At 64.3% G+C, this 15,242-nt stretch carries 15 protein-coding genes and 1 pseudogene; 9 read left to right on the top strand and 7 right to left on the bottom strand.

Features of this window, described 5'->3' with window-relative positions; all coding sequences use genetic code 11:
* Positions 1–6: 6 nt before the first annotated feature.
* The 4 genes from JWQ24_RS18480 to JWQ24_RS18465 all read right to left on the bottom strand — a co-directional run bounded on the left by JWQ24_RS18480 (position 7) and on the right by JWQ24_RS18465 (position 3,084).
* Positions 7–504, bottom strand: a complete 498-nt coding sequence (locus JWQ24_RS18480; protein WP_299811155.1) for a TPM domain-containing protein — start codon at positions 502–504, stop codon at positions 7–9.
* A complete protein-coding gene (locus tag JWQ24_RS18475; RefSeq protein WP_299811153.1) occupies positions 504–1,400 on the bottom strand; it encodes a YgcG family protein in 897 nt (298 codons plus the stop codon). The genes JWQ24_RS18480 and JWQ24_RS18475 overlap by 1 nt, the downstream gene beginning before the upstream one ends.
* Before the next feature lie 14 nt (positions 1,401–1,414).
* On the bottom strand, positions 1,415–2,047 hold the full coding sequence (locus JWQ24_RS18470) for a LemA family protein (protein WP_299811151.1): 633 nt from the start codon (positions 2,045–2,047) through the stop codon (positions 1,415–1,417).
* Positions 2,048–2,124: 77 nt separating this feature from the next.
* On the bottom strand, positions 2,125–3,084 hold the full coding sequence (locus tag JWQ24_RS18465) for a nitronate monooxygenase (protein WP_299811149.1): 960 nt from the start codon (positions 3,082–3,084) through the stop codon (positions 2,125–2,127).
* 112 nt (positions 3,085–3,196) lie between these two features.
* Between JWQ24_RS18465 and JWQ24_RS18460 the strand changes: the two are divergent.
* From JWQ24_RS18460 to JWQ24_RS18425, 7 genes and pseudogenes are all read left to right on the top strand, one after another.
* Positions 3,197–4,758: pseudogene (locus JWQ24_RS18460) on the top strand (AMP-binding protein).
* Positions 4,759–4,899: 141 nt separating this feature from the next.
* On the top strand, positions 4,900–5,391 hold the full coding sequence (locus JWQ24_RS18450; RefSeq protein WP_299811147.1) for a helix-turn-helix domain-containing protein: 492 nt from the start codon (positions 4,900–4,902) through the stop codon (positions 5,389–5,391).
* Positions 5,388–6,797: an MATE family efflux transporter gene (locus tag JWQ24_RS18445; RefSeq protein WP_299811145.1), complete on the top strand. Its 1,410-nt coding sequence runs from the start codon at positions 5,388–5,390 to the stop codon at positions 6,795–6,797. The genes JWQ24_RS18450 and JWQ24_RS18445 overlap by 4 nt, the downstream gene beginning before the upstream one ends.
* Positions 6,798–6,925: 128 nt before the next feature.
* Positions 6,926–8,308: an MFS transporter gene (locus JWQ24_RS18440; RefSeq protein WP_299811143.1), complete on the top strand. Its 1,383-nt coding sequence runs from the start codon at positions 6,926–6,928 to the stop codon at positions 8,306–8,308.
* Between the two features lie 197 nt (positions 8,309–8,505).
* Positions 8,506–9,927, top strand: coding sequence for a glycogen synthase GlgA (gene glgA, locus JWQ24_RS18435; RefSeq protein ID WP_299811141.1), 1,422 nt, complete (start codon positions 8,506–8,508; stop codon positions 9,925–9,927).
* An 82-nt stretch (positions 9,928–10,009) separates the two neighbouring features.
* Entirely contained in the window at positions 10,010–10,183 is a 174-nt protein-coding gene (locus JWQ24_RS18430; RefSeq protein ID WP_299811139.1) for a hypothetical protein, read from the top strand.
* Between the two features lie 19 nt (positions 10,184–10,202).
* Positions 10,203–10,481 carry a DUF1488 family protein gene (locus tag JWQ24_RS18425; RefSeq protein ID WP_299811136.1) on the top strand — a complete coding sequence of 93 codons (279 nt, stop codon included), beginning with the start codon at positions 10,203–10,205 and terminating at the stop codon, positions 10,479–10,481.
* Positions 10,482–10,527: 46 nt separating this feature from the next.
* Here the strand turns inward: JWQ24_RS18425 and hutX are convergent, their stop codons facing one another.
* From hutX to JWQ24_RS18410, 3 genes are all read right to left on the bottom strand, one after another.
* A complete protein-coding gene (gene hutX / locus JWQ24_RS18420) occupies positions 10,528–11,034 on the bottom strand; it encodes a heme utilization cystosolic carrier protein HutX (protein WP_299811134.1) in 507 nt (168 codons plus the stop codon).
* Between the two features lie 2 nt (positions 11,035–11,036).
* Positions 11,037–11,375, bottom strand: a complete 339-nt coding sequence (locus JWQ24_RS18415) for an antibiotic biosynthesis monooxygenase (protein WP_299811131.1) — start codon at positions 11,373–11,375, stop codon at positions 11,037–11,039.
* A gap of 97 nt (positions 11,376–11,472) precedes the next feature.
* Positions 11,473–13,821, bottom strand: a complete 2,349-nt coding sequence (locus JWQ24_RS18410) for a TonB-dependent hemoglobin/transferrin/lactoferrin family receptor (protein WP_299811129.1) — start codon at positions 13,819–13,821, stop codon at positions 11,473–11,475.
* 246 nt (positions 13,822–14,067) lie between these two features.
* Here JWQ24_RS18410 and JWQ24_RS18405 point away from each other — a divergent pair, with 246 nt between their 5' ends.
* Positions 14,068–14,265: a hemin uptake protein HemP gene (locus JWQ24_RS18405; RefSeq protein ID WP_299811126.1), complete on the top strand. Its 198-nt coding sequence runs from the start codon at positions 14,068–14,070 to the stop codon at positions 14,263–14,265.
* The gene (locus tag JWQ24_RS18400) at positions 14,262–15,242 is read left to right on the top strand and encodes a hemin ABC transporter substrate-binding protein (RefSeq protein WP_299811124.1); all 981 of its coding nucleotides are present in this window, start codon (positions 14,262–14,264) and stop codon (positions 15,240–15,242) included. Before JWQ24_RS18405 ends, JWQ24_RS18400 begins: the two co-directional genes overlap by 4 nt.

Here is a 15,242-nt window from a genome sequence, read left to right as displayed (position 1 = left end):
CTCGCTCTACATCACCACGGGCGCGTCCGGCAGTTCGTTGATCACCACGCCGTCGCGCGGAAAATGCCGTGCCAGATGCTGCGTCACGGCGTGGATGCCGTTGATCACGCCGCGCTCGAAATGGCCGGTGCGGAACTCGGCTTCCATCGCCTGGCAGATCGCTTCCCAGCCGGCCTCGCCGACACGCGCGTCGATGCCGCGGTCGACGACGATCTCGACGTCGCGGTCCGCGAGCAGCAGATAGATCAGCACGCCGTTATTGTGCTCGGTATCCCAGATCCGCAATTGCGAGAACACGTCGATCGCCCGCTCCCGCGCGGTCTGGTCGCGAAACAGTGGCGCGCCGTCGAGTGCGCCTTCGACCACAAAACGGATCTGGCCGGCGTGACCAGCCTCCGAGGCCTTAATCGCCTGCTCGATCGCCGCCAGCGCCTTCGGGGGGAACGCCTTGCGGACCCGCGAGCGGTTGCCGAGCAGATGTTTGCCGATGCGTGTGATGCCCATCACCAACTCCCCGACGCGCCGCCGCCACCGAAACTACCACCGCCGCCGCTGAACCCGCCGCCACTGCTCGAGGAACCCGACGACCACGATCCGCCACCGCCGCCAATATATCCGCCGCCGCGGCGACCGCCGCCTCCGCCGTTTGCCAGCAAGGCATCGCTGACCAGCGTGAACACGAAGGCGACCACGCCGAGCACGCCGCCAAGAAGTAAGGTGCCGGCGATAAACCAGACCGCTACCGCTACCACTCCGCCGGTCGCCAGCGAGCCGAACAGGCGCCCGAAGATCTGGCGCAGAACGCGGCCGAAGATCAGGACGCCGAACAGTAGGAACGGCGCGAACTGTTCGATCGCATCAATGCCTTTCCAGTTGGTCTGCGGTTGGCTTACCTCTCGCGCCGGCAACGGTTCGCCATCGATCACTTTCAGGATCGCGTCGGCGCCCGCGGTGATGCCGCCGGCGAAATCGCCGGTCCTGAATTTTGGCGTGATGATCTGGTCGATGATGCGTTTGGACGTAACGTCAGTCAGCGCGCCTTCGAGGCCGTAGCCGACCTCGATGCGCAGTTTGCGGTCGTCCTTGGCGACCACCAGGATCGCGCCGTCATCGACCTTGCGACGGCCGATCTTCCAGGCCTCGGCGACGCGGATCGAGAACTGCTCGATAGATTCCGGCGCGGTGGTTGGCACGATCAGCACCGCGACCTGACTGCCCTTGCGGGCTTCGAAGTCCTTAAGCGTGCTGTCGAGTGCCGCCTGCTCGGTCTGGCTTAGCGTCATGGTGCGATCGACCACGCGTCCGCTGAGCGCGGGCACCGCGACGTCCGCCAGAGCGGCGACGCTCCAGCATAGCAGCAACGCCAGCAGGCCTGCCCTGAGCGCCTTGATCGCGGTCATCCGCGGTTACCCGCCTACTTGGCGGGAGCCGCAGGCGCGGGAGTCGAGGCTGGCGCCGGGGCATTGAAATCGACCTTCGGCGCGGTCGAGATCTCGCTCTCATTGGCGACGGAGAAGTTCGGCTTCTCCTTGTAGCCGAAGAGCATCGCCGTGATGTTGTTCGGGAAGGTGCGCACGCCGACGTTATACTCCTGCACCGTCTTGATGTAGCGGTTGCGCGCCACGGTGATACGGTTCTCGGTGCCTTCGAGCTGCGCCATCAGGTTGGTGAACAGCGCGTCCGACTTGAGCTGCGGATAGTTCTCGGTGACCACCAGCAGCCGCGACAGCGCGCTGGATAATTCGCCCTGCGCCGCCTGGAATTTCTGGAAGGCGGCGGGATCGTTCAGCACTTCCGGCGTCGCCTGGACGCTGCCGACCTTGGCGCGGGCATTGGTGACGCCGAGCAGCACATCCTTTTCCTGCTGCGCGAAGCCCTTCACCGAATTGACCAGATTGGGCACCAGATCGGCGCGGCGCTGATACTGGTTGACCACTTCCGACCACGACGACTTGACCTGCTCGTCGGTGCTCTGGATGGCGTTGTAGCCGCAATTGGTCAGGCTGAGGGTCGCCAACGCGGCCAGCACCGTCAAAAACTTGCGCATCAAATTCTCCTGAAAAACCGAAATGGCGCCACCCGCGGCACGGGACGACCCTAGCAGAGATGAAGGGCGCGGAACAATCAGCCGGCCCGGTACTCAATGGCTGTCTGGCCTACCAGTTCCGCGACCGACAGCACCGCGTTGACGCCGGAGGTCGCGTGCCCGGCGCTCCATATGTCGCGCCACCGAACCGGGCGGTTCTCCCGAGCGCCGACGTCGATATCCTTGGCTACGTCGATAGTGCCACGCTCCGGCAACGTATCGGGGTCAAGACCGGCCGCGACCAGCGAGGGCCGCAGCATGTTGGTCTGCAGGCCGGTGAAGGCCCGCGTCAGCAGGATATCGTCGGCGCTGCTGGCCACTAGCATCTCCTTGTAACGTAGATCGGCCATGCTCTCCTGGGTCGCAATGAACTTGGTGCCCATGTAAGCGAGGTCGCAACCCAGCACCTGCGCGGCACGCAGCGCGTGGCCATCCCCGATGCCACCGGCCAGCACGATCGGACCTTCGAAGAACTGCCGTACCGCGCGAACGAATGCGAAGGGATTGAGCCATCCGGTTTGGCCGCCCGCGCCGGCCGTCAGCAGCACCAGCCCGTCGGCGCCCGCCTCGATCGCGCGCTCGGCGTGACGAAGGCTGGCAACGTCAGCGAATACCAGGGCCCCGACGTCATGCAATTGCGCCAGCACCGGCGCTGGCGATCCCACCGAGGTGATCACCAGTTCGGGGGCATGGCGCAGCAACACCGCGAGGTCGTCGGCGAGCCTCCTGTTGGAGCGATGCACGATCAGGTTGGCGCAGACCGGCGCGGTCGCCCGGCCGCTGGCATCGGCATGTTGCTGCAGCCGCGTAGCCATTTCGGTCAGCCATTGATCGAGTTGCTCTGCGCTGCGGCAATTCGCGGTCGGAAACGAACCGATCACGCCGTGGCTGCAGGCGGCGACGACGAGTTCGACGCCGGAGACCAGAAACATCGGTGCTGCGATCAACGGCAATTGCAGGCGACTGCGCAGCCGCAGCAGTGGATCGAAGGTTTTCAAGGATGGCCCCCCGGTCTGTGCGGGTTTGTGTTTCCCCGCATCGATTTCGTCGTTAGCCTGAATGCAAGATTGGCACGATCAAAGGCCAATCACAAAATACAGGGAGAGAACGATGGGCGGCCTGCTCAATACGTTTCCAACGGTCGGCGCACAGACGTTGCGGGCGCTGGCGCGCTATCCCGACCGCATCGCCTTCAGCTGGCCCGGCGGCTCACTGAGCTACAGCGGCGCCACCGACATGATCGGGCGCTTCCAGAACATCTTGATGAACCTCGGCGCCCAGCCTGGCACCCGCGTGGCGCTTCTAACCGCCAACCGCGCTGAGACCTGGTGCGTCGGCGTCGCCGCGCAACTCTCGCGCTTCGGCATTTCGTGGCTGCATCCGCTGGGTTCACTGGATGACCAGATCGACCAGATCGAGGATTGCGGCGCGGAAATTCTGGTGATCGACGCGAACAATTTCCTGCAGCGCGGCGGCGAACTGGCCACGCGCGCGCAGGGCCTGCGCCATGTCTTCACGCTCGGCCGCGCCGGTTACGGCATCGACCTGCTCACCGCCGCCGAATCCGGCGGCACCGCTACCGCGCGGGACTTTGCCAATGCCGACGACATCGCGGTGCTGAACTACACCGGCGGCACGACCGGAAAATCCAAAGGCGCGCTGCGTTACCACCGCGAGGTCGCCGGCTTCGCGAACGCGATCCTCGCCGATTTCGAGATCCCAGATACACCACGCTATCTCACCGTCGCGCCGATCAGCCATGTCGCCGGCACCAAGGTACTCCCGGCGCTGATCCGCGGCGGCACCGTGCATATGCTGAAAGGCTTCGACCCCGAAGCCGTGCTGCACACCATCGAGCGCGAGAAGATCAATTTCACGCTGTTCGTGCCGACCATGGTCTACGTGCTGCTCGATCATCCGGCGATGGCGCGCACCGACCTTTCGTCGCTAATCTGGTATTGTACGGCGCGTCGCCGATGTCACCGAGCCGGCTGGTTGAAGGCATCGAACGGATCGGCCCGGTGTTCTCGCAGCTCTATGGCCAGACCGAATGCTACCCGGTCTCGGTGCTACGCAAGGCCGATCACGATCCAAAACAGCCGGAGCTGTTCCTGTCGTGCGGTTTTCCGATCGCCGCCTGCGACGTCAGGATTCTCGACGATGACGACAACGAGGTCGCCACCGGCGATTCCGGCGAAATCTGCGTGCGGGCGCCACACGTGATGGCGGAGTACTGGAAGCGGCCGGCGCAGACCGCGGAGACTCTGAAGAATGGCTGGCTGCACACCGGCGACATCGCGCGAGCCGACGAGCGCGGCTACCTGTTCATCCTCGACCGCAAGAAGGACATGATCGTCTCCGGCGGCTTCAACATCTTCCCGCGGGAGGTCGAGGATGTCCTCACCAGCCATGCCGACGTGGCGATGTGCGCGGTGGTCGGCGTGCCCGACGACAAATGGGGCGAGGCCGTCACCGCGATCATCGTCGCCCGCGCCGGTACAAGTCCGAGCGCGGAGGAACTGATCGACCTGGTCAAGGCGCGCAAGGGCTCGGCGCATGCGCCCAAGCACATCCAGTTCGTCAGCGAGTTGCCAATGACCGGCGTCGGCAAGATCGACAAGAAGGCGCTGCGCGCGAGCTTCTGGGTCGGCCGCGAGCGGATGGTCGGATAGCTCTTCATAGCCCTGATAGGTCGATGGTCCGCGCGCCAGCGTCGACCGTGGGCGCTATCCAGATTACAGACCGCCTAGTGACTTGCATGACAATAGTCACTAGGCTATCCTGCCGCGATGCAGCGCAAAAGCTTTGAAAAAATGCAGTGCCCGATCGCCCGCAGCCTTGAGCGCGTCGGCGAGTGGTGGAGCATCCTGATCCTGCGCGACGCCATCCGCGGCATGACGCGGTTCGACGAGTTTCAGAAAAACCTGCAGATCGCCCCGAACATCCTGACCCGGCGCCTGACCGCGCTGGTCGAGGCGGGGCTGCTGGAGCGGCGGCTATATTGCGAGAAGCCGCCCCGCTACGAATACATCATCACCCCCCGCGGACGGGATTTCCGGCCGATCCTGCTGTCGCTCCAGGCATGGGGCAACAAACACTTCGCGCCTGAAGGCGCGAGCGTGATGCTGATTGACCTGAGCACCGGTCTGCCTGCCGATCCGATCCTGGTCGACCGCGTCACCGGCAAGCCGATCACCGACGCCACCCACGCCAATGCCGCCGGCCCTGCTGCGGGTCCGGGCGTGCAGCGGCGGCTGGGCAAGCCACGCAAGACCCCCGCGATCTCACAGGACGGCACGCCATGAAGCTCGATCCCCCGCAGGCGATCATCGCCGCGACCGCCGCGCCTGAGATGAACCCGCGAACGCGGATACTGCTGCAGGCGCCGATCGTCTCCACGCTGCTGAAGATGGCATGGCCCAACCTGCTGGTGATGCTGGCGCAGGCCTCCACCGGGCTGATCGAGACCTGGTGGGTGTCGCATCTCGGCACCGACGCGCTGACCGGGATGGCCGTGGTGTTCCCCGGCTTCATGATGATGCAGATGCTGTCGGCCGGCGCGATGGGCGGCGGCATTTCCTCGGCGATAGCACGCGCGCTCGGCGCACGCCGCCATCAGGATGCCGAGGCGCTGGTGATGCACGCCGCCGCGCTCAACGTCGCGCTCGGCCTGTTCGGCTCGGCGCTGTTCCTGATCTGGGGCCGGCCGCTGTACCAGGCGATGGGCGTCCAAGGCGGCGCACTCGAGGCGGCGATGCAATACTCCAACGTGGTGTTCGGCGGCTGCGTACTGGTCTGGCTGATGAACGCCCTGGCCAGTATCATCCGCGGCACCGGCAACATGCTGGTGCCCTCGCTCTCGATCTGCATCGGCGTCGTGCTGCTGATCCCGCTGTCACCGCTGTTGATCTTCGGCTGGGGACCGATCCCGGCGCTGGGCATCGCCGGCGGCGGCTGGGCCGTGGTGCTGACCACGGCGATCGTCGCCGCCGTGCTGGCCGGCTACATCCTGTCCGGCCGCTGTATCGTGCGCTTCAAATGGGCACGGCTGCGCTGGGACCTCTCCGCCGACATCCTCCGGGTCGGCGCCATCGCCGCCGTGGTGTCGTTGCAGACCAGCCTCACCGTGCTGCTGACCACCGCGCTGGTCGGCGCCACGGCCGGCGGCGAGGCGGTGGCGGGTTTTGGCACCGGGGTGCGGCTGGAATATCTGATGGTGCCGCTGGCATTCGGCTTCGGCGGACCGCTGGTGGCGCTGGTCGGCACCAATATCGGTGCGGGACAGGAGGCGCGCGCGTTACGCGTGGCGCTGATCGGCGGCGCGATGGTGTTCGCGCTGACCGAAACCGTGGGTCTTGCCGCCGCGATCTGGCCTGCGGCCTGGCTCGGCCTGTTCGGCAACGACCCGCAGATGATCGAGACCGGCAGCGCCTATCTCCGCATCGTCGGCCCGGCCTACGGCTTCTTCGGCCTCGGCCTGTCGCTGTATTTTGCCTCGCAAGGCGCGGGCCGGATGATCTGGCCGCTGGCCGCTGGCATCCTGCGGCTGACGATCTCGGTCGGCGGCGGCTGGCTGGCGCTCCGACTGACGGGATCGCTGACCTGGCTGTTCGTTGCGCTCACCATCGCGCTGGTCATCTATGGCAGCCTGATCGCAGGCGCGGTGGCCTCCGGCGTCTGGTTCAAGCCGGCGCGCGGCAAGGCCGGCTAGCACGTCGCTGGGCGCACCGGAGGTGGCGCATATGCCTCATGCAGAACGGTGGCTGTAGACGTTTGTCCATCCATCCTACATAGCGTTCCCCGGCCGCCCTTTTCTGCGCCGGCCGAGGACTCTTTGCGATGGCTGATGGATTAGCGCCGCCCGACCTTTCTCCGGCCGATGGCCTGTCCACCAAGCAGCGGCGCTGGGCAACGCTGGCAATCTTCACCGCGCTGGCCATGGCTTCGCTGGATACGGCCATCGCCAATATCGCGTTGCCCGCCATCGCCGCCGACCTGCACGCCACCCCGGCCGACGTCATCTGGGTCGTCAATGTCTATCAGATCGCGATGGTCGCCACCCTGCTGCCGCTCGGCGCACTCGGCGAGATCGTCGGCCATCAACGCATCTATATCGGCGGGCTGGTGCTGTTCACCGCAGCGTCGGTCGCCTGCGCACTGGCGTGGTCTCTGGAAACCTTGCTCGTCGCCCGCGTATTGCAGGGATTGGGGGCGGCCGGCATCATGAGCGTCAACACCGCTCTGATCGGCTTCGTCTATCCGAAGCGAATGCTTGGCCGCGGTTTCGGCCACAACGCGCTGGTGGTGGCTACCTCCTTCACGCTCGGGCCGACCATCGCCTCCTCGATCCTGTCGGTGGCGACGTGGCCGTGGCTGTTCGCCATCAACCTGCCGTTCGGCCTGATCGCGATCGCGATCGGACTCAAGACGCTGCCGAAGATGTCACGGGCGACGCACGCCTTCGACTTTCCCGGCGCGCTGCTGGCAGCGGGCTGCCTCGGTTTGCTGATCCTCGGTCTTGGCAGCGCCGCGCATCAGACGGCCGCGCCGGTGGTGATCGCCGAACTGGCGTTCGGACTGCTGTTCGGCTGGCTGCTGCTGCGCCGCCAGGCCGGCCATCCCGCGCCGATGCTGCCGGTCGACCTGTTCCGTCGGCCGGTGTTCGCGCTGTCGGCGGCGACCGCGATCTGCTCGTTCTCGGTACAGGGCCTCGCCTTCGTGTCGCTGCCGTTCTACTTCGAAGACGTGCTGCACCGCTCACAGGTCGAGACCGGTTTCTTCCTGACGCCGTGGCCGCTGGTCGTCGGCATCATGGCGCCGATTGCCGGCCGGCTGTCGGACCGTTATCCCGCCGGCATTCTCGGCGGCATCGGACTGGCGATGCTCGGCGTCGGCATGGCCTTACTTGCCATGCTGCCGCCGGAACCCAGCATCACCAACATCGTCTGGCGGATGGTGATCTGCGGCGCCGGCTTCGGCTTCTTCCAGGCGCCGAACATGAAGGCGCTGATGTCGAGCGCACCTGCCGGGCGTAGCGGCAGCGCCAGCGGCATCGTCGCCACCGCGCGGCTGACCGGCCAGACCACGGGCGCAGCCCTTGCGGCGTTCTGCTTCGGCATGGTCGGCCACCAAGGCGCGACCTGGGCGCTGGCGCTCGGCGCCGGATTTGCCGCCGTCGGCTGCGTGATGAGCTTCCTGCGGCTGGTGGTCCGGCCGTCGTGACCGTCTGAAAAAATCTTCAGCAACACGTTTCTATTTCGCAATGGCGTATTAAGTCGTGTGCTATAGTGCAGTGCAGAGAGAGTTTTTTGCACTGCAAGTAACATCCGGTTCTACCCGCTTTCGGGTTCCCCCAGGCACCAATCGCGAGCGGAACAAGGTTTACGTCACCGCGGCAAACGCTGGCACGAGGGCACTTCTTGAGGGTTCTGTTCGCCACTCCGGAGATCGACGACTTCATACGGGTGGGAGGCCTTGCCGCTGTCTCTGCCGCCCTGCCCCGGGCTTTGCGGATCTGGACCGACGTCAGGGTGATCCTGCCGGGCTACCGCAGCGTGGTTTCCCAGTTCCAAAGCATCGAAGTGGTCGGCGAAGCGCCGGCGCTGGCGGAGATGCCGGCCTGCAAGCTCGGCCTCGCCGCGACCAAGGACGGCATGCCGGTCTACATCCTGCTCTGCCCGCAGCTTTATGACCGCCCCGGCAACCCCTATGGCGACGCCTGCGGCCGCGACTGGATCGACAACGACATCCGCTTCGGCCGTTTCGCCTCAGCTGCCGCTTTGCTCGCCGCCGGCAAGCTCGACCCGAACTGGTCGGCCGACCTCGTCCACGCCAATGACTGGCAGTCGGCGATGGTGCCAGCCTACCTGGCCTGGAACGCCGTCAAGATCCCGACCATCCTGACCATTCACAACCTCGCTTATCAGGGCCTGTTTCCCAAGGAGGCGATACGCCGGATCGGCGCGCCGGTGGAGTCCTTCCACATCGACGGGCTGGAATTCTACGGCAAGCTGTCGTTCCTCAAGGGCGGACTGAACTATTCGTCACACCTCACCACGGTCAGCGAGACCTACGCCCGCGAAATCACCACGCCGGAACTGGGCTGCGGGCTGGAAGGCCTGCTGCGCAAGCGATCCAACGCCTCGCAACTCACCGGCATCCTGAACGGCATCGACGAGAGCTGGGACCCCCGCGTCTGCGCCGAGCTGATGCGGCCGTTCGGCGCCGGCGACTGGGAAGCCAAACGGGCGAACGCCGACGGTGTCCGCCAGCAATTCGGGCTCGCGCTATCGCGCGGGCCTATTTTCGGTCTGGTCGCCCGGCTGGTACATCAAAAGGGCGTAGATCTCGTGCTGTCGGCGGCCGACGCCATTGTTTCCGCGGGCGGGCAGATCGTCGTCACCGGCACCGGCGAGCCGGAAATCGAGCAAGCCTTGATGGCCGCGCATCGCCGTCGCCCGGATGCCATCGGCGTGGCGATCGGCTTCAACGACCGCGAGGCGCGCCGCATCTTCGCCGGCTCCGACTTCACGCTGATGCCGTCGCGCTTCGAGCCCTGCGGCCTCAGCCAGATGTATGCGCAGCGCTTCGGCTCGCTGCCGATCGGTCACCAGACCGGTGGCCTCGCCGAAACCATCGTCGACGGCGAAACCGGCTTCTTGTTCACCAAGCCATCCACCGAATCCTTCCTCGGCGGCATTTTACGGGCATTCGCAACGTTCGGTTCGAAGGACCGCCTCAATTCGATGCGCCGCAGCGCGATGTCGAAATCGTTCAGCTGGAACATTTCCGCGGCCAGCTACAGCGCGCTGTACCGCAAGACGGTGCTTGCGGGGGCCTGACGCTCACTGGGTGGCCAACGCACATAGCGATGGCTATTCGCCCGGAAAGGGCGCAGCGTGAAAGTCACCCAAAGGAAATTTCATGCAGAACCTGTTGTCGCGTCACGTCGAGACCGAAGAATCGCTCCGCCTCGGTTGTGGCGCCGGATGGTATTCGACCAAGGTCAGCGGCACCTTCGTCACTGGCCCGCATGCCACCGAGAAGGATTGCCTGAGCAAGATCGCCGAGCTCAATCCGCCCTTGAAGCGCAAATAAGCCTCGGGGAGTTCACCAGATGGCACTGACCGACGCAGGCTTCACCGATTACGACATCGACCGCTCGGTCGTGCTGTTCACGATGATGGACAACGCCACCAGCGTGCCCTGCGCGATCACCACCGATGCGATGGACCAGATCGAGGGCGCCAAGCGGACGCCGGCTGGTCAACGCGAGCAGCAATTCCTGCGGCTACGCGACCAGATCGGCGCACGCGCCTCGCAAAAGTTCAACGCGGTTGAACTCGAGGGCAAACCGCCCGGCATCATCCTGCGCGCAATCGATTTCCGCGGCTGAACTTCAGCCGCGGAAGCAACGTGTCGGCGCAGATCGAATGCGCAGCTCAGCCGGCGATAGTGCGGGCCAGCGCGCGGAAGCGTTCGAGCTGGTCGGCCTTCAAGGCAGGGGTCTCGTCGCGGCCGACAAACACCTTGAACATCACGCCGCCGTCGACGTTGAGAAACGCGACGAAGGCCGACGACTTGCCCATGAACGGCCGCTCGACAAAGGCGACACCGCCGCAGCGCGAATGCCTGAGATGGCCGTGCAGGCCCTTCGGACTCATCAGGTTGAAGTAACCGTGGCCGATCTGACCTTCCGAGACCGGCGCGGTGATCTCGAAGATGCCGTCGTCGGTGTGGATGATCAGCGTCACCTCGCCCCAGCCGGCGATGTCCTGCATCGCCGTGACGAAGGCATCGGCGGCGCTTGATATCGTCACCATTTCCGACGGCAACGCCTCCAGCACCACGCGCGGCGTGACGTTGCGCGTGCGCGCGACGTCCTCGATCACGGCACCGGGGTTGTCGCGCATGTAGGTGGCGAGGTCATCAAACACAGCGGTGGTCATGCTCAGGCCGCGACGCTGGTCTTGCGCTCGGACTGGATCACCTCGAACCCTTCGAACTTGGGGTGACCGAGATACAGGCTGGCGCCGGGCGAGCTGTTGTCGGCGCGGGCGTGCGCTTTACGGAACTGGTCAGACTTGGTCCAGGCCTCAAAGTCGGCCTTGCTGGCCCAGGTGGTGTGCGACGAGTACAGCGTATGGTCCTCAGCGACGGGCCCCTTCAGCATATGGAATTCGATGAAGCCCGCCAGTTCGCTGAGATAGGATTCGCGGGTCGCCCAGATGTTCTCGAACGCCTGTTCGGAGCCGATCTTGACCTGAAAACGGTTCATCGCAATGAACATGGAACATCTCCTTGTTGGTATTGCTACGGATCATAACGGAAATCGCGCCCGGACATGAACGCGATTTCTTGAGGTTTACGACGTTGTCAGGCTGCGATCATGCGCCGCCGAAATGGATCTTCAGGCCACCCTTGTAGACGATGCCGGGACCGGCGCTGGTCCACAGCGCGTCGTTCTGTGTCGTGCCATCCAGGGAATTACCGGGAACGGCATAGGGGCGATAATACTGGTTGAGCAGATTATCGACCGAGAAGTTCAGCGTGATATCCCGGGTCGGCTGGTAAGCCACGTAGAGATTGACGAGGTCGTAGGCGGTGGATGGTGAGTAGCCGACAGGGATGTCGTTGTTGGCTGCCACCGACGCCCACTGTGCCGAGATCGTCAGCTTGCGGTCCAGCAGCCTGACGCCGCCGGATGTGGTGATCTTGCGCGGCTGGATCGTCGCCAGACCGATATTGGTCTCGGTGTTCTTGCCGCGCTGGACGGTGGCGCCTACGCCGGCGAACCACAGACCGACATCATAGGCGGTTTCGGCTTCGAAACCCTCGATCCTGGCATTGGCGATGTTCTGGTATTGGTAGTTGCGGCTGAACAAGCCGAACGCGGTCAGTTCGGGCGTCGAGCCGACGAGGTCGATATAGTCCCCGACATCGTTGCGGAAGAAGTTGAACTTGGCGCGGATGCTGTCGCCCGAGGTGAAGACGTCATTGTACTTCAGGTTGACGCCGACTTCCTTGTTCTTGCCTACTTCGGCGCGAAGGTTCGGGTTCTGCAGGAAACAGAACACGCCCGAGGTGCCGTCGGCGCAGGTGAAGAAGCTCGGGCCGCCGCCGGAAGCGTGAGCGCCAGCGATCAGGGTCTCGGTGATCGACGGTGCGCGGTAGCCTTCGGCATAGCTGACGTAAGGCGTGAAGCCTGCCACCGGCGTGACGCCGACGGTGATCTTCGGCGACAGGCGGTCGCCGCTCGACGACGTGTTGCCACCCCCGGCCACGCCGGTCGAGTTCAACTCGTAACGGTCGTAACGCAGCGCACTGACCACTTCGAGCCAGGACGAATAGTTGTTCTTCAACTGGATGAAGCCGCCTGAAACGGTGCGCTCACCGCTCGGCGTCGTGATATTGGAATTGCCGCGGCTGTCGGAGGTGACGACCTTGTCGTTGAAGATGTCGAAACCGTAGGTCACGGCGTTCCGCCAGTTGCCATAATCGAATCGGGAGGTGTTGCTGGCGTCGAATCCGATGGTGTCGAGCACGTAGCCGCGCCTGTCGCCGACGCAACCGGAAATATTGTTGCCGAAATTTCCCGTGCCGCACAAGGCTCCGCCCGAGGTACTGTAGTGGTAAGTCTTGGTCTGGTCATTGTCGGTACGATTGCCGTACAGCGACATGTTCCAGTCAAACAGCATGTCGTCGGGCTTTGAGTACTTCCAGCTCACGGTGCCCGTGTAGTTCTTGGCGTCCGATGCATAGACCGACGAGCCCTGGTTCAGGGTTCGCAGCGCCGTGGTGGACACATCGCCGCGGTTCATCTGCCCCATCGTATAGCTGTAGTCCTGGAACATGGCGCCGAACTTGATTTCGTGACCTTCGGCCGGGCGCGTGGTGACCTTCAATAGGCCGGCGGCGATGTCGTTGCCGGTGTTGCCGACCTCGGTGCCGGAGCCATCCTTGAAATTGCCCTGAGTGCGGTAGACCGCACCGCCAAACACGTCGACGGTCGGATCGACGCGAACGCCGCCGAACACTGAGCCCAGGCCACGGTTGCTGTTGGAGCCGTAGGAGCCGCTCACATCAACGCCCCAGCGCTCGCCGGGACGCAGCACGTCCTGAATATCCTTGGTGCGGAACGAGGCGACGCCGCCGATGGCGCCAGAGCCATAGACGTTGGCGGTCGGACCGCGCGTCACATCGACACTGCCGATCAGTTCGGGATCGAGGAAGAACGAGCCGTTGGCATTGTGGCCGGTGCGCTGATAGTTCTGGCGCGCACCGTCAACGATGACGGCGACGCGGCCGAAGTCCTGCAGGCCGCGGATGTTAATGGCAGTCGAGGCGTCGTCGCCGCGATCCTGCATCCAGACGCCGGGAATATTGTAGAACAGGTCGCTCAGCCGGTTGGGCTGCTGCAACTGAATTTTCTCCAGACTGACGACACTGCTCGGCGCCAACGCATCGATCGCGCGCTCCTGCGTCTTCGAAGAGGTCACGGTGATTTCGTCGAGCGATTGCCCCGAACGCAACGCCTGCGCCTGCGCGTTACGGACCTGCTCCGTCGGCGCGGCGACGGCAACACGCTTCTTCTTGGCGGGCTTCGGCTTTTGCGGCTGCACGGCATTGGCCGGCGGCGAAATCGCCTGCGCGTAACCGGAATGCGCAAACACCACGCACAATGATACGATCGACGCGCCCAACAAGGCGCGCGCCCTCAAGACCCCAAAAGCCATTTTATACCCCAACTGAAGATGATGTCGGCTGGCTGGCTGGCGCTGCGCGAGGCAGTGGCTTGCTGGCTTTGATGGCGATACTTCAGATTTCCCCAATATCGCCACTATTGGAATACGGACCGGATCGCGAGGGGTCAAGCAAGCGCGGCCGTTGTTTATATCAATTGTAGACTGTCACGCTTGGCGCTGCGGTACGACAAACTATAACGTCGGCAAGAACTTTCGGGTCAAGGGTATTTGGACGTAATGGAAACGAACACGCCAGCCGGTGTCGCACCAGCGCTACAGATGACAGAAGCAGTTGAGCGCAACGTCGTGGTCACAGGAAATCGAATCGACAGCCGCGAATTGTTTGCCGACCAGCGCGAACTGCTGATCAGCCATGGCGACGATATCTACCGGCTGCGGCTGACGTTCCAGAACAAGCTGATACTCACCAAATGAGCTGCGGCCTGGCATCGTCCCGCAGCAAACTATTTCTGGCGATTCATTGCGTTGCGATCTCCTGCACGCTGGCGCTGCCAGCAAGGGCTGTGGCGGAAGACGTCATTATCCATGATGCGCGCGGCCGCGACGTCGCAATCGGGCACCCGACCCGGATCGTCTCGATCGGCGGCGCGGTGACGGAAATCCTCTATGCACTCGGCGTCGAGCACCGCATTGTGGCGGTCGATACCACCAGCCTGTATCCACCGAAGGCGATGGCCGACAAGCCGAACGTCGGCTATATGCGTCAGCTCTCCGCCGAAGGCGTACTCGGCCTCAACCCGCAACTGGTGCTGGCGATCGCCGGCGCCGGGCCGAAGGAAACCATCGAGGTGATCGACGCCGCCAAGGTGCCGTTAATCATGGTGCCGGAGAATTTTACCGAATCCGGCATGCTGGAGAAGATCCGGCTGGTCGCGCGCGTCGCCGGTGTCGAGCAGCGCGGCGAATGCCTCGCCTCGGCAGTGTCTGGCGATCTCGACTGGCTGCGCACGATCCGCGCCAAGGTAAAGTCCCCTCCCCGTGTGATGTTCGTGATGTCGTTCCTCGACGGCCGCGCGATGGTCGCGGGCCGCAAGACCGCAGCCGACGAGATCATCAGGCTGGCCGGCGCCGTGAATGTCGGCGACAGTTTCGATGGCTACAAGATGATGAACGACGAGGCGATCGTTGCAGCCCGACCCGACCATGTGCTGTCAATGGAGCGCGGCAAGGACAGCGTACAGTCCGATGCGGTGTTCGCCAGCCCCGCCTTTGCGCTGACACCGGCCGCCAAGAGCAAGAGCTTCGTCGCGATGGACGGTCTCTATCTGCTCGGCTTCGGCCCGCGCACCGCCGCCGCCGCCCGCGATCTGGCGATGAAGCTCAATCCTGCCGTCGCCGCGGAGGCCGCAAGCTTCCAGCCGGCGTCGCTAACCGTCAACTGCCGCCAGTAA

The organism is Tardiphaga sp., from assembly GCF_028290495.1.
GTDB lineage: Bacteria > Pseudomonadota > Alphaproteobacteria > Rhizobiales > Xanthobacteraceae > Tardiphaga.
The sequence above is the reverse complement of the archived record's forward strand: the minus strand, read 5'-3'. Positions and strand labels throughout refer to the sequence as shown.

Excerpts from the sequence above, each read along its gene's own strand:
- hutX (WP_299811134.1), bottom strand. The coding sequence starts at position 11,034 with ATGACCACCGCTGTGTTTGATGACCTCGCCACCTACATGCGCGACAAC.
- JWQ24_RS18415 (WP_299811131.1), bottom strand. The coding sequence starts at position 11,375 with ATGTTCATTGCGATGAACCGTTTTCAGGTCAAGATCGGCTCCGAACAG.
- JWQ24_RS18480 (WP_299811155.1), bottom strand. The coding sequence starts at position 504 with ATGGGCATCACACGCATCGGCAAACATCTGCTCGGCAACCGCTCGCGG.
- JWQ24_RS18410 (WP_299811129.1), bottom strand. The coding sequence starts at position 13,821 with ATGGCTTTTGGGGTCTTGAGGGCGCGCGCCTTGTTGGGCGCGTCGATC.
- JWQ24_RS18405 (WP_299811126.1), top strand. The coding sequence starts at position 14,068 with ATGGAAACGAACACGCCAGCCGGTGTCGCACCAGCGCTACAGATGACA.
- JWQ24_RS18430 (WP_299811139.1), top strand. The coding sequence starts at position 10,010 with ATGCAGAACCTGTTGTCGCGTCACGTCGAGACCGAAGAATCGCTCCGC.
- JWQ24_RS18450 (WP_299811147.1), top strand. The coding sequence starts at position 4,900 with ATGCAGTGCCCGATCGCCCGCAGCCTTGAGCGCGTCGGCGAGTGGTGG.
- JWQ24_RS18445 (WP_299811145.1), top strand. The coding sequence starts at position 5,388 with ATGAAGCTCGATCCCCCGCAGGCGATCATCGCCGCGACCGCCGCGCCT.
- JWQ24_RS18440 (WP_299811143.1), top strand. The coding sequence starts at position 6,926 with ATGGCTGATGGATTAGCGCCGCCCGACCTTTCTCCGGCCGATGGCCTG.
- JWQ24_RS18475 (WP_299811153.1), bottom strand. The coding sequence starts at position 1,400 with ATGACCGCGATCAAGGCGCTCAGGGCAGGCCTGCTGGCGTTGCTGCTA.
- JWQ24_RS18400 (WP_299811124.1), top strand. The coding sequence starts at position 14,262 with ATGAGCTGCGGCCTGGCATCGTCCCGCAGCAAACTATTTCTGGCGATT.
- JWQ24_RS18425 (WP_299811136.1), top strand. The coding sequence starts at position 10,203 with ATGGCACTGACCGACGCAGGCTTCACCGATTACGACATCGACCGCTCG.
- JWQ24_RS18470 (WP_299811151.1), bottom strand. The coding sequence starts at position 2,047 with ATGCGCAAGTTTTTGACGGTGCTGGCCGCGTTGGCGACCCTCAGCCTG.